Origin of the sequence: Amycolatopsis kentuckyensis (assembly GCF_002155975.1) — a bacterium.
Classification (GTDB): domain Bacteria; phylum Actinomycetota; class Actinomycetes; order Mycobacteriales; family Pseudonocardiaceae; genus Amycolatopsis; species Amycolatopsis kentuckyensis.
In genome coordinates this window covers 1-12599 of sequence record NZ_MUMI01000215.1, presented here as the reverse complement: position 1 = coordinate 12599, position 12599 = coordinate 1, and the positions used below count along the sequence as shown (strand labels likewise).

Sequence of the window (12599 nt, the reverse complement as noted above, 5' to 3'; positions counted from 1 at the left end):
GGCGCAAGAACGGCCGGGCGGGATGGTCGCCGCGTAGCCCTTCACCGACGGCGCCATCACCTGCGCGTCGGCGTGCAGCTGCGACGACGGGCCGCCGTTGACGCCCTCGGTGATCAGCTTGGCGCGGTCGACCAGGGCGGCGACACCGGCGCGGACCTGGGCGTCCTGCAGGGTCGCGCTGACCGGGCGCAGCAGCACGTCGGCCACGAGCGGGCGGGCCACCGTGTGCAGCCGGACGGACGAACCGAGCTCGCCGAGCAGCTTGAGCTCGTCGCCGCTGGTGCGCGCCAGCGCGAACTGGTCGTTGCCGCTGCGCAGCGCGGCCAGCAGCGTGTTCTGGTCCGAGCGGCGGAGCACGATCCGGTCGATCGCGGCGGGCTTCTCCCAGTAGCGCTCGTTGCGCTCGAGGATCACTTCGCCGCGGGCGGTGTCCAGGCTCTTGATCGAGAACGGGCCCGCGATGGCCGGGAAGTTCGAGGCCAGCGCCCCGCGCCAGCCGTCGGGCGCGTCCTTGAGCAGGTGGGCGGGCAGCAGGTCGGAGAACAGCGTCTGCCAGCCCGGGTACGGCTTGGCGAAGGTGACCTCGACGCGCTTGCCGCCCTCGCGCGACTGCAGGTCGGTGATCTGCCGGTAGCCGGCGGGCTCGATCACGCCGGGCTGGTCGCGCAGCTGGGTGCGCAGGTAGTCGAAGTCCTCGGCGGCGATGGGCGCGCCGTCGGACCAGGAGGCGTCGGGCCGGATGTCGTAGGCCACCACGAACGGCTGCTGCGAGATCACCTCGGCGGACTTCATGAGGTTCTTGTCGAGCTGGGTGGTGCCGTCGTCCTTCTGGCGGAACACCGAGGGCAGCAGCAGCTGCGAGAGCGCCGAGGTCACCTGGGACGAGTCCGCGAGGTTGTGCGGGTTGTACCCGCCGAGCACGTCGTCGACGCCGACGACGATCTGCGACGGCGTCTTGCCGGTGGTGGACACGGGCGCGACCGACGACGACACGACCGGCGGTGGCGGGGTGTTGGAGCAGGCGGCGAGCAGGACGGCCGCGAGTGCCAGTACCGGCACCGCCTTGCGATTCACCCGCACGCCCCGTTCCTCCCAGTTTCCGCCGATCGGGTCAGCCATGCTCCCACGACCGCCTCCGCCGCCGGAACCGAGATTCCCATACCCGGATCGGGCGGCGCGCCACCCCAAGGTGGGCACTACGGGAATGGACGCGCGGCACACCGTCCGGGTTCCCGGACCGTTCCGGAACGGCGGAACGAACACGGGCCGGACACGAAAAAGGTTCACCCCGGTGGTCGGCGCCAGGCGATGAAGCCGTCGCGACCCCTATAAAGATATAAGGAGAAGAACGGCGGAATTGCTGACGCTGGGTTCGCCACCGGCCGACCCAGCGTAAGGGATCGGGCACGAAAAAACCTCCCGGCGACACGCACCGGGAGGTTTTCGCGAAGCGGAGGATCAGCCGTTGTCGCGGCTCTTGGCGCGCGAACGCTCCTTCGCGCGGGTGTTGACGTCCAGGGTGACCTTGCGGACCCGGACGACCTCGGGCGCGACCTCGACGCACTCGTCGACCGAGCAGAACTCCAGCGCCTCTTCCAGGCCCATCTTGCGCGGGCGGGCCAGCGTCTCCATCACGTCGGCGGAGGACTGACGCATGTTGGTCAGCTTCTTCTCCTTGGTGATGTTGATGTCGAGGTCCTCGAAGCGCGGGTTCTCACCCACGACCATGCCCTCGTAGACGTCGGCGCCCGGCTCGACGAAGAAGGTGCCGCGGTCGGCGAGCTGGATCATCGCGTACGCGGTGACCGGGCCCGACCGGTCGGCGACCAGGGAGCCGCTGTGGCGGGTGCGGATCTCGCCCGCCCACGGGAAGTAGCCCTCGAACACGTGGTTCGCGATGCCGGTGCCGCGGGTCTCGGTGAGGAAGTCGGTGCGGAAGCTGATCAGGCCGCGCGACGGGAGCACGTACTCCAGCTTGATCCGGCCGGTGCCGTTGCCGCTCATGTCCTCCATGCGGCCCTTGCGCGCCGCCAGGAGCTGGGTGATCGCGCCGAGGTGCTCTTCCGGCGAGTCGATGTAGAGGCGCTCGAACGGCTCGTGCAGCTTGCCGTCGATCGTGCGCAGGACCACCTGCGGCTTGCCGACGGTCAGCTCGAAGCCTTCGCGGCGCATCTGCTCGACCAGGATGGCCAGCGCGAGCTCGCCACGGCCCTGGACCTCCCAGGTGTCGGGGCGCTCGGTCGGCAGGACGCGGATCGAGACGTTGCCGATCAGCTCCTGGTCGAGGCGGGCCTTGACCAGCCGCGCGGTGACCTTGTCGCCGCCGTTGCGCCCGGCCAGCGGCGAGGTGTTGACGCCGATGGTCATCGAGATGGCGGGCTCGTCGACGGTGATCCGGGGCAGCGCCACCGGGTTGTCGGAGTCGGCGAGCGTGTCGCCGATCGTGATGTCCGGGATGCCCGCGATGGCGACGAGCTCGCCCGCGCTGGCCTCGGTCGCCGGGACGCGGGTGAGCGCCTCGGTGACCAGCAGCTCGGAGATCCGGACGTTCTGGACGTTGCCGTCTTCGCGCATCCAGGCCACGGTCTGGCCCTTGCGCAGCTTGCCGGCGTGGATGCGGATCAGCGCGATGCGGCCGAGGAAGTTGGACGCGTCGAGGTTGGTGACCAGCGCCTGCAGCGGCGCGTCGAGGTCGGCCGCGGGCGGCGGCACGTGCCGGAGCAGCGTGTCGAACAGCGGGTCGAGGTTCTCGCTCTCGGGGATCTCGCCGTCGGCCGGCTGCTCCAGGCTCGCCTTGCCGGCGCGCGCGGAGGCGTAGACGACCGGGAGGTCGAGGATCGCGTCGTGGTCGGCGTCCTCGATATCGCTGGCCAGCTCGAGCAGCAGGTCGTGGGTCTCCTCGACGACCTCGGCGATCCGGGCGTCCGGCCGGTCGGTCTTGTTGACCAGCAGGATCACCGGCAGGCCGGCTTCGAGGGTCTTGCGGAGCACGAACCGGGTCTGCGGGAGCGGGCCCTCGGACGCGTCGACCAGCAGGACGACGCCGTCGACCATGGCCAGGCCGCGCTCGACCTCGCCGCCGAAGTCGGCGTGGCCGGGGGTGTCGATGACGTTGATCGTCACCGAGCCCTCGGGCGTCTGGCGGTGGATCGAGGTGTTCTTCGCGAGGATCGTGATGCCCTTTTCGCGCTCCAGCTCGCCCGAGTCCATCACCCGGTCCACGAGTTCGGCCCGCTCGGCGAAGGCGCCGGACTGGCGGAGCATCGCGTCCACCAGCGTGGTCTTGCCGTGGTCGACGTGGGCGACGATCGCGACGTTGCGCAGGTCGGGCCGGGTCTTACCGGTCGGCCGGCCGGTTTCGACGGTAGCGCTGGCTGCGGGCACGCGAGAACTCCTGAACTTCAAGGGTTGGATGGCCGCGCACACCGTTCAGGCATCCCGTGACCGGCTCTGGTCACACGCGGACCTCACCCAGGATACCTGCCACCCTGTTGTGAGCGGCCCCACGCCCCCCTGGCGGTTAGGCTGACCTAACGTGGGAACCCGGTGAAGGTCGCCGATCCGGAAGGTGCGTGCGCGTGGGCAAGAAGCCGAAGGACCCGCGGAAGGTCGTGCGCAAGCTGATGAAGGCCGGCAAGGTCAAGAAGAAGTGCTGCCGGTCGAAGCCGCGCTGCAAGAAGTGCCCGGTATTGGCTCTGAAGAAGGCGAAGCTGGACCTGGCTGCCTAGTGCGTGACCGCTTCGTTGATCTGCCGCAGCTCGGGTGCGGTCTTCGTCGGGGAGAACTCGATGACCTCGTACTTCGCGAGGTGCTTCACGCAGAACGGGTCGGACGCCAGGATGGCGTCGAGCTTCCCCCGGGACATCGGCCGCGTGATGATCACGCCGCCGGTGCGCGGGTTGCGGCGCCCAGACGCCAGGAAGTGGCCGTGCTCGTACTGCTTGTTCAGCCACTCGGCGTGGTCCGGGAGCGCGTAGTCGATTTCCTCGATCGGGGCCGTGTAGTTCAGCAGGACGACATACATGGTTATGACCGTAACTCCGCTCGTGCCCTCGCGCGTCCGGACGATGCGAAGTGGTGACGGATCGAGCTATAGTCGGCGCCGTGCACACGCAGACGTCCAGCTGGTGGCCGCCCTCGGCGGCCGTCTAGTCCTGCGCTGATCACCAGCGGCCGCCCCGGACGGGCGGCCTTTTTCGTGCCTTCTCCGGGGTGGCCCCACCTCGAAGGGAACGCACCATGAGCAAGCTGTCCGGCATCACGCCCTCCGGTCACGTCCACCTCGGCAACTACCTCGGCGCCGTCCGCCGCTGGGCGCTCGAAGGCGGCGCGGACGACCTGTACTTCGTCGCCGACCTGCACGGCATGACGACCCCGCACAACCCGGCGAAACTCCGATCACTGGCGCGCGAGCAGCTCGCCGTGCTGATCGCCGCCGGCATCGATCCCGAGCGGGTGTTCGTCCAGTCCGACCTGGCCCGCGAGCTGGGCGCGCTGACCTGGGTCCTGGAGTGCACCTGCAACTACGGCGAAGCCGCGCGGATGATCCAGTTCAAGGAAAAATCCAAAGGTCAGGCGGGGGTGCGGCTGTCGCTGCTGACCTACCCCGCCCTGATGGCCGCGGACATCCTGCTGCAGGGCGCGGACGAGGTGCCGGTCGGCGAGGACCAGCGTCAGCACGTCGAGCTGACGCGGACGCTGGCCAAGCGGTTCAACGGCACGTACGGCGACGTGTTCACCATCCCGCGCGCGGTGCTGCCGCCGGCGGGCGCGCGGGTGAAGGACCTGGCCGACCCGACGCGCAAGATGTCGAAGTCGGCCCGGGACGAGGTGGGCGTGGTGTTCGCGCTCGACGAGCCCGACCAGATCCGCCGCAAGATCCGCCGCGCGGTCACCGACGGCGGTTCGGTGCCGGTCCACGCCCCGGAAACCCGGCCGGGGATGGCGAACCTGCTGGAGATCCTGGCCGCGTGCCGGGGTGGCTCGCCGGCGGACTTGGCTTCGGAGTTCTCCTCGTACGGAGCGGTGAAGGACGCCGTCGCCGACGCCGTGGTCGAGGAGCTGCGCCCGCTGCGGGAACGGGCGTCGGCGCTGCTCGACGACGTCGCCGAGCTGGATCGCGTGCGGAAGGCGGGAGCGGAACGCGCCCGCGAGCGCGGCTCGCACCGGCTCGACGCGGCACTGCGGATGATCGGCGCTAACTGAGCAGCGCGCGGAAGGCCGGCAGCAGGATCCGGTCGGCGGGCAGCCAGTCGACGTCGTCGAGGTCGTCGGGCCCGAGCCACCGCACGGCTCGGTGCTCGACGGCGCGCGGCTCTTCCCCGGGCGAAACGAGCGTCGCGGCGTAGATGCGGAGGACCCTCCCGCCGGGCAGCGCGATGTCGTCCCCGACCCGCTCGCCCACCTCGACGACGACGTCGAGTTCCTCGCTGCACTCGCGGGCCAGCGCAAAGGCCTCGGACTCCCCGTCTTCGACCCGGCCGCCGGGCAGTTCCCACTGCCCCGCGTGCTTCGGCGGCCAGGCCCGCTGCTGAGCCAGCAGCTTGCCGTCCCGCACCAGGGCGGCTCCCACGATCACAGCGTTCACAGTCCCGGAACTTACCCGGAAGCCCCACCCCCGGCCGCGCACCGTGTCGCCCCGCCAATCACACGTGATGGCTCCCCAATCACGCGTGCTGACCCTTCAACCACGCGAACCGGTCGTCCCCGTCACGCCTCCCCGCCCGGGGACTCGCCCACCACACCGCACCTGGCCGACTCACCACCCCGCCGCGCAGCCAGCCCCGCCGAACCAACTAGCCCGCACCCCGCACAGGCCGGCCGTCCACTCGCCTCCGCAGCCGCTCAGCCGATCGAGCCACTCACATCCCCGCCCGCGGCCGCGCGCCAGACGACCACGAACCGGGCGCCGCCGTCCGGGGACTCGCTCACCTGGACGCGGCCGCCGCGGCGCCGGACCGTCTCCGCCACCATTGCCAGGCCCAGTCCGGTGCCGCCCGATGACCGGGCCCGGTCGTCCGCGATCCGGTAGAACCGGTCGAACACCTTTTCGCGGTGCTCCGGCGCGATCCCCGGGCCGTCGTCGTCGACCACGACCCGCACCGAGGACCGGGACGCCAGCACCGACACCACGATCTGGCCGCGCGCGTAGCGGCAGGCGTTGCGCAGCAGGTTGTCCAGCACCAGCTCCACCTCCGCGTGCGCCGATGACGCCCACGCCTGGGCGACCGCGGTGCTCACCCGCGCCTCCGGCGCCCCCGCCGGCAGCCGGGCCACCGCCGCACGCACTTCGCTCACCAGCTCCACCGGCGAAGCCGGCGGTACCTCCCCCGCGTCCGACCGGGCCAGCGACAGCAGCCCGTCCAGCAGCGATGACAGCCGCTCGGCCTCGGTCAAGATGTCCGACAGCGTCTCCTGGGACAGCTCCGGATCCGGGTTGGTCACCGCGACCTCGGCCTGCACCCGGATGGACGCGACCGGCGAGCGCAGCTCGTGCGCCGCGTCGCCGGTGAAGCGCCGGAGCCGGTCGCTGGCCTGCTCCTGCCGTTCCAGCAGCGCGTTGAACTCCTCCGCCAGCGCCCGCAGCTCGTCGTGCGAGTCCGGCAGCGCCAGCCGCGCCCCCGGCGGTAGCGAGCGCACCGAGCCCCGCATGCGCGCGACCGGGCGCAGCGACAGGCGCACCACCAGCCAGGTCGCGAACCCCGCCACCAGCGCGCCGACCGCCGCGACGACCACCAGCCACACGCCGCCGTAGTGCACCGCGGCAGCGAACCCGACCAGGCCGGCCCCCGCGACGACCAGGCGTTGCGCCCCGTCCGGCGCGCTGACCACCGTGCCGAGGTACCGCGCGCCGTCGCGCTGGACCGGCTGCCCGGCCTTGAGCGTCGAGATGTCCGAAGGGGCCAGTCCGGTCGGGGTGCCGCCGTCCACCGGCGTGCCCGCGATGTCCAGCACCCGCAACGTCACCGGCGCCGCGCCGGACAGCGCCCGCCCGGCGCTCACCTCGGCGCCCGCCGGGCCCAGTGCTCCGGACAGCTCCCGGTCGACCGAGCCGATGAGCAGCGGCGAGAGGTTCGACGCGGCCAGCGTGGCCAGCCCGAGCAGGCAGGCCAGGGTGATCGTCGCGGCCAGCAGGGTGATCCGGACCTGCAGGGACCGGCCCCGCCACCAGGACCTCACGGCGTGATGACCTCGTCGAGCTGCGCGTCGGACGCCAGGTAGCCGTGCCCCCGCACGGTCCGCAGCAACGCGCCGGCCCCGACCGCGTCGAGCTTGCGGCGGACGTACCCGACGTAGACCTCGACGAGGTTGCGGGTCACCGCCTGCTCCTCGCCCCAGACCGCGCGCAGCAGCTCGTCCTTCGTCACGACCGTGCCCGCCCGGCCGACGAGCACCTCCAGCAGCGCGAACTCCCGCGGGCTCAGCCCGACCTCCTCGTCGTGCCAGTGCACCTGCCGCAGCCCGCGGTCGACGGCCAGCGCGCCGAGCCGCAGCGTGCCGCGACCGGCCTCCGGCCCGGCCCGGCGCAGCACCGCGCGGACCTGCGCGACCAGCACCACGAACGAGAACGGCTTGACGAGGTAGCCGTCGGCGCCGAGGTCGAGGCCGTCGGCCTGGTCGATCTCGCCGTCCTTGGCCGAGACGAGCAGCACCGGCGTCGTCACGCCGTCCTTGCGCAGCCGTTCCAGCACGCGATAGCCGGACAGGCCCGGCAGCATGATGTCCAGGAGGATGACGTCGAACGAGCCCGTGCTCGCCAGCTGCAGGCCGGTGGGCCCGTCCGCGGCCGTGACCACGTCCATGTCCTCCGCGCGCAGCCCGCGCTGCAGGGCCTTCCGCACGCCCGGTTCGTCGTCGACCACCAGCACCCGAGGTTTCACGAGACTCATCATGGCCGGTTTGCGCAGGTCGTGCGTCGGTTCTCAGCGCGATCTCAGCCGGGGAGGGCGAACCTTCAGGGGTATCTCAGCCTCGAGAGGGAAGCGTCGTGGCCAGGGAGCCGGGCACACTCGAGTCCGGGAACACCACAGGGAGAGACGCATGAAACCGAAGACGAAGGGCATCACCGCCGCGGTCCTCGGCACCGCGCTCGGTGCCGGCGGGCTCGCGTTCGTCGCGATGCCGGCCAGTGCCGACGACAAGCCGGCGCTGCCGCAGGTGAGCGCCGAGGACCTGGTGCAGTCGGTGGCCAAGGCGAAGCCGGGCGCGTTCGACGGCACGCTGAAGGTGAGCAACGACCTGGGCCTGCCCGCGGTGGGGAACGCGGTGCCGGGCGCACAGGCGCTGAACATGGACTCGGCGCACATCTTCACCGACGGCGCCGGCAAGAGCCGGCTGGCCGTCACGCAGGGCGCGAGCCAGGAGACGGTGGTCCACGACGGCACCACCGTCTGGGACTACAGCTCCAAGTCGAACACCGCGACCAAGGTGACCATCCCGGCCGACGTGGCCCAGCAGAAGGGCGCGGGCAGCGACAAGACCGCCGACCCGCTGGCGGCGTCGACGGAACTGCTCGCGAAGGTCCGCGAGAGCAGCACGGTCTCGGTCGACGGCACCGCGACCGTCGCCGGCCGCCCGGCCTACGAGCTGGTCCTGACGCCGAAGCCGACCGAGCGGACGCTGCTGCGCGAGATCCGCGTCGCGGTCGACTCGCAGACGCGGATGCCGCTGCGCGTGTCGGTGCTGAGCAACGGCACGGCGACGCCGGCGCTCGAGGTGGCGTTCACCGAGATCGAGTTCACCCAGCAGCCGGCCGACCTGTTCACCTTCACCCCGCCGAAGGGCGCCAAGGTGCAGGAGAAGACGCCGCAGGTCGACCAGCAGACCAAGGACCTGGCCGAGCAGGCCAAGCAGGACGTCAAGGTCGTCGGCGACGGCTGGGACACCGTCGTCACCGGCAAGGTGCCGGCGGACGCGCTGAACGCGGCGCCGAAGCAGCAGTCCGGGCGGGAAGGCCGCGGTGGCAACGCCGACCCGAAGGCGCTGCTCGAGCGGTTCGCCAAGAAGGTCAACGGCGCGTGGGGCAGCGGTTACCTCGTCACCACGAAGGTCGGCAGCGCGGTGCTGACCGACGACGGCCGGTTCGCCGCCGGTGCGGTGCCGGAGCAGGTCCTGTACGAAGCGCTGGGTCAGAAGTGACCAGCACGGCTGTCGAGTCCGGGGCGGACGTCTCTTCGGAGGCGTCCGCCCCGGCGGTCCCGCTCGCCGCGCGGACCCGGGGACTGCGCAAGGTCTACGGCAGCACCGTCGCGGTCGACCACGTCGACCTCGACATCCCGCAGGGCGCGGTGGTCGGGATGCTCGGGCCGAACGGCTCGGGCAAGACGACCACCATCCGGATGCTGCTCGGCCTGGTCCGGCCGACCGAGGGCGAGGTCGAGCTGCTCGGCCGCCCGATGCCGGACGCGGCGGCGCACGCGCTGCCGGACGTCGGCGCGCTGGTCGAGGGGCCGGGCTTCCACCCGTTCCTGTCCGGCCGCGACAACCTGCTGCGCTTCGCCGCGGCGGAACCGCGGCTGTCCTCGGCCGGGATTCCCGCCGCGGTGGACTCGGCGCTGGAGCGCGTCGGGCTGACCGGGGCGGCGCGGCGGCGGTACAAGGGGTATTCGCTCGGCATGAAACAGCGGCTCGGGCTCGCTTCGGCGTTGCTGGTGCCGCGGAAGATGGTCGTGCTCGACGAGCCGACCAACGGCCTCGACCCTGCTGGTACCAGGGAGATCCGCAGGATCGTCGCCGAACTGCACGCCGAGGGCGTCACCGTGCTGGTGTCGTCCCACCTGCTGGCCGAGGTCGAGGCGACCTGCACGCACGTGGCCGTGCTGCAGAGCGGGAACGTCGTCGCGCAGGGCGAGCTGGCGGAGCTGCTGGAGTCGGGGAACGCGGCCCTGCTGGTCCGCACGCCGGACGCGGACCAGGCGGTCGAAGTGCTGCGGGAGAACCGGATCGGCGCCCGGTTGACGCCGGACGGCGTCCGGGCCGACCTGACGGCGACCGAAGCGCCGCGGGTGCTGCAGGTCCTGGTGGGCGCGGGGGTCGCGGTCCACGAGGCGACGCGGGCCCGCACCGGCCTGGAAGACCTGTTCGCGCGGCTGACGGAGGGGGCGGAATGACTGCGGTCCTGGAGGCACCGGCGGCCCGCACGGGCCACGACACGGTGCCGTTGCCGCGGCTGCTGGCCGCGGAGCTGCGCTGGATCTTCCGCCGGCCGCGCACGCTGGCCGTGCTGGGGTTGCTGGCGCTGATCCCGGTGGTGATCGGCATCGGCCTGACGCTGGTGGACGACAACCCGTCGGGCGGCGGCGGCCCGGACGACGGCGGCGGAGCGTTGCTCGCGTCGGCGGTCAACAACGCGTTCGTCCTCCCGATCGCGGCGATCGTGATGTCCCTGGCGTTGCTGCTGCCGTTGGCCTCGGCGATGGCGGGCGCGGACGCGATCGCGGGCGAGACGTCCCACGGAACCCTGCGCGGCTGGCTGATCGCGCCGGTCGGGCGCGGCCGGCTGCTGGCGGTGAAGGCGTTCGGCGTCGCGACGGTGTCGGTGGTTTCGGTGCTGGCGATGTGCGTGACGGGCGTGGTGACCGGCCTGATCATCAACGGCACGGATTCGCTGTTCACGCTGTCGGGCACGACGTTGTCCCTCGGCGGCGCGCTGGCCCGGCTCCTGCTGGTGGCCGGCTGGGTGGTGCTCCAGCTGTGGGCGGTCGGCGCGGTGGCGCTGGCGATCTCCAGCTGGACCGAGCACCCGATGCTGGTGGTGGCCTCGGTCCTGGCGGCCGACATCGTGTTCACGATCCTCGGCTTCCTGACGTCGCTGGACTGGCTGCACCCGTTCCTGTTGACGCAGAACTGGTCGATGGCGCCGGCCGAGGTGCTGCAGGACCCGATGGGCACGCAGATGCTGGGCGAAGGGGCGTTGCGCGCGGCCTGCTACATCGTGATCGGCCTTTCGCTGGCGTACGCGAGGTTGTCGACCCGCGACGGCTGAGGTTCCTTCCGGACGGCGTCAGCCGACCAGCGCGACGCCGTCCGGGTCGAGCTCCAGCTTCACCGCGTCGCCGGCCCGCAGGTCCGACGCGGCCGGCGCTACGGCGTCCACAGTGGACTCCTCGAGTCGCACCACCAGCCGCACGTGCTCGCGCCGGTGCACTGCCGCGACGACCTCGCCCGGCACGCCTTCCGCGGCCACCCGCAGCGCGTGCGGCCGCAGCCCCAGCCGCACCGGGCCGTCGTCGACGTCCGGGAGGGCCACGTCTCCCAGCTCCGTGTGCACGTGCCCGTCCGCCGCGGTGCCGTCCACGAACGTCGTCACCCCGAGGAACCGGGCCACGTCGTCGTCCGCCGGGTTGCGCCACACGCGGCGGACCGCGCCCTCCTGGCGGACCTCGCCCGCGTCGAGCACCGCCACCCGGTCGGCCAGGGTGAACGCCTCCTCCTGGTCGTGCGTCACCAGCAGGGCGGTGATCTTGCTGCGCCGCAACAGGTCCGCCAGGTCGATGGCCAGCTGCTCGCGCAACCCGGCGTCCAAACCGGACAGTGGCTCGTCCAGCAGCAGCAACCGCGGCTTCGGGGCCAGCGCCCGGGCGAGCGCCACCCGCTGCGCCTGCCCACCGGACAGCTCCGTCACGCGCCGCTTCTCGAAGCCCGTCAGGCCGACCAGCTCGAGCAGCTCGGCGACCCGCGGCGCCCACTGCGCGCGGGGCACCCCGTGCATCCGCAGGCCGAACGCGATGTTGGCGGCGACGTCGCGGTGGGTGAACAGCTGGCCGTCCTGGAACACCAGGCCGAAACCGCGGCGGTGGACCGGGACCGGGCCGAGGTCCTCGCCGTCCCAGCTGACCGAACCGCGCGCCGACGGCTCGAGCCCGGTGATCGCGCGCAGCAGCGTCGACTTGCCCGAGCCCGACGGGCCGAGCAGGGCCAGCACCTCGCCGTCGGCGATGTCCAGGCGGGCGTCGCGGACCGCCGCGAACGATCCGTAGTGGACCGTCAAGTCCCGAACCGACAACGCCATCAGAACTCTCCCACCCCGCCGCGCCCGAGCCGGTCGATCAGCGCGACCGCCAGCACCGTCACGAGCATCAGCAACGCGCACGCGGCGTACGCCATCTGGTTGTTCAGCTCCCCCGGGCGCGCCATCAGCGTCGCGACCGCAACCGGCAGCGTCGGCGCCGTCGGCCGGGCGAGGAAGCTCGTCGCGCCGAATTCGCCGAGGGCCACGACGAAGCCGAACCCCGCGGCCGCGACCAGCGGCCGCAGCGTCAGCGGCAGGTCGATCTCCCGCCACACCCGCAGCGGGCTCGCCCCGAGCGTCGACGCGGCCTGCCGCAGCCGGACGTCGACCGAGCGCAGCACCGGCAGCACCATCCGCACGACCAGCGGGATGATCACGAGCGCCTGCGCCAGCGGCACCAGGTAGGGCGACGTCCGCAGGTCGCCGGGCAGCGCGTCGAGGGTCACCAGGTAACCGAAGCCGACGGTCACCGCGGACACCCCGAGCGGCAGCATCAGGACGGCGTCCATCGTCTCGCCCAGCCCGCGCGCGGCCTTCGCGGGTGACCGGCGCAGCGGCGCTCTCGCTGATCCAGTTCGCGGCCGTGGTC

General features: G+C 72.1%; 13 protein-coding genes. 5 read left to right on the top strand and 8 right to left on the bottom strand.

What is annotated here, in order from left to right:
- A partial coding sequence (locus tag CCN39_RS21415; RefSeq protein WP_244210914.1) for an ABC transporter substrate-binding protein occupies positions 1-1080 on the bottom strand: 1080 nt, incomplete at its 3' end.
- A gap of 378 nt (positions 1081-1458) precedes the next feature.
- The gene (gene typA, locus CCN39_RS21410) at positions 1459-3384 is read right to left on the bottom strand and encodes a translational GTPase TypA (protein WP_086844642.1); all 1926 of its coding nucleotides are present in this window, start codon (positions 3382-3384) and stop codon (positions 1459-1461) included.
- A 194-nt stretch (positions 3385-3578) separates the two neighbouring features.
- On the opposite strand from typA, the gene CCN39_RS50760 reads away from it, so the two are divergent.
- Positions 3579-3728, top strand: coding sequence for a hypothetical protein (locus tag CCN39_RS50760; protein ID WP_167455137.1), 150 nt, complete (start codon positions 3579-3581; stop codon positions 3726-3728).
- Here the strand turns inward: CCN39_RS50760 and CCN39_RS21405 are convergent.
- Positions 3725-4024, bottom strand: a complete 300-nt coding sequence (locus CCN39_RS21405) for a YciI family protein (RefSeq protein WP_086844640.1) — start codon at positions 4022-4024, stop codon at positions 3725-3727. The two genes, CCN39_RS50760 and CCN39_RS21405, sit on opposite strands and share 4 nt — an antisense overlap.
- A 215-nt stretch (positions 4025-4239) precedes the next feature.
- On the opposite strand from CCN39_RS21405, the gene trpS reads away from it, so the two are divergent.
- Positions 4240-5205 (top strand): tryptophan--tRNA ligase, encoded by a 966-nt coding sequence (gene trpS / locus CCN39_RS21400; protein WP_086844637.1) that lies wholly within the window; start codon positions 4240-4242, stop codon positions 5203-5205.
- On the opposite strand, the gene CCN39_RS21395 is transcribed toward trpS, so the two are convergent.
- The 3 genes from CCN39_RS21395 to CCN39_RS21385 form a co-directional block, all read right to left on the bottom strand.
- Positions 5198-5587, bottom strand: coding sequence for an NUDIX domain-containing protein (locus CCN39_RS21395; RefSeq protein WP_086844635.1), 390 nt, complete (start codon positions 5585-5587; stop codon positions 5198-5200). The two genes, trpS and CCN39_RS21395, sit on opposite strands and share 8 nt — an antisense overlap.
- Positions 5588-5844: 257 nt before the next feature.
- The gene (locus tag CCN39_RS21390) at positions 5845-7179 is read right to left on the bottom strand and encodes a sensor histidine kinase (protein WP_086844633.1); all 1335 of its coding nucleotides are present in this window, start codon (positions 7177-7179) and stop codon (positions 5845-5847) included.
- Positions 7176-7892 carry a response regulator transcription factor gene (locus tag CCN39_RS21385; protein WP_167455136.1) on the bottom strand — a complete coding sequence of 239 codons (717 nt, stop codon included), beginning with the start codon at positions 7890-7892 and terminating at the stop codon, positions 7176-7178. The genes CCN39_RS21390 and CCN39_RS21385 overlap by 4 nt, the downstream gene beginning before the upstream one ends.
- A 148-nt stretch (positions 7893-8040) precedes the next feature.
- Here CCN39_RS21385 and CCN39_RS21380 point away from each other — a divergent pair, with 148 nt between their 5' ends.
- From CCN39_RS21380 to CCN39_RS21370, 3 genes are read left to right on the top strand one after another with little or no spacing between them, the layout of a single operon-like run.
- Entirely contained in the window at positions 8041-9138 is a 1098-nt protein-coding gene (locus tag CCN39_RS21380) for a LolA family protein (RefSeq protein ID WP_086844630.1), read from the top strand.
- On the top strand, positions 9135-10109 hold the full coding sequence (locus CCN39_RS21375; RefSeq protein ID WP_086844628.1) for an ABC transporter ATP-binding protein: 975 nt from the start codon (positions 9135-9137) through the stop codon (positions 10107-10109). Before CCN39_RS21380 ends, CCN39_RS21375 begins: the two co-directional genes overlap by 4 nt.
- Positions 10106-10984, top strand: a complete 879-nt coding sequence (locus CCN39_RS21370) for an ABC transporter permease (protein ID WP_086844626.1) — start codon at positions 10106-10108, stop codon at positions 10982-10984. Before CCN39_RS21375 ends, CCN39_RS21370 begins: the two co-directional genes overlap by 4 nt.
- Before the next feature lie 18 nt (positions 10985-11002).
- Here the strand turns inward: CCN39_RS21370 and CCN39_RS21365 are convergent, their stop codons facing one another.
- Positions 11003-12010 carry an ABC transporter ATP-binding protein gene (locus CCN39_RS21365; RefSeq protein WP_086844624.1) on the bottom strand — a complete coding sequence of 336 codons (1008 nt, stop codon included), beginning with the start codon at positions 12008-12010 and terminating at the stop codon, positions 11003-11005.
- Positions 12010-12599 (bottom strand): ABC transporter permease (locus CCN39_RS21360; protein ID WP_143264103.1); only part of this gene is annotated, 590 nt, incomplete at its 5' end. The genes CCN39_RS21360 and CCN39_RS21365, both read right to left, overlap by 1 nt.

Bases quoted from the DNA above. Each gene is read 5' to 3' on its own strand.
- CCN39_RS21405 (WP_086844640.1), bottom strand. From the start codon at position 4,024: ATGTATGTCGTCCTGCTGAACTACACGGCCCCGATCGAGGAAATCGAC.
- trpS (WP_086844637.1), top strand. From the start codon at position 4,240: ATGAGCAAGCTGTCCGGCATCACGCCCTCCGGTCACGTCCACCTCGGC.
- CCN39_RS21385 (WP_167455136.1), bottom strand. From the start codon at position 7,892: ATGATGAGTCTCGTGAAACCTCGGGTGCTGGTGGTCGACGACGAACCG.
- CCN39_RS21380 (WP_086844630.1), top strand. From the start codon at position 8,041: ATGAAACCGAAGACGAAGGGCATCACCGCCGCGGTCCTCGGCACCGCG.
- CCN39_RS21370 (WP_086844626.1), top strand. From the start codon at position 10,106: ATGACTGCGGTCCTGGAGGCACCGGCGGCCCGCACGGGCCACGACACG.
- CCN39_RS21365 (WP_086844624.1), bottom strand. From the start codon at position 12,010: ATGGCGTTGTCGGTTCGGGACTTGACGGTCCACTACGGATCGTTCGCG.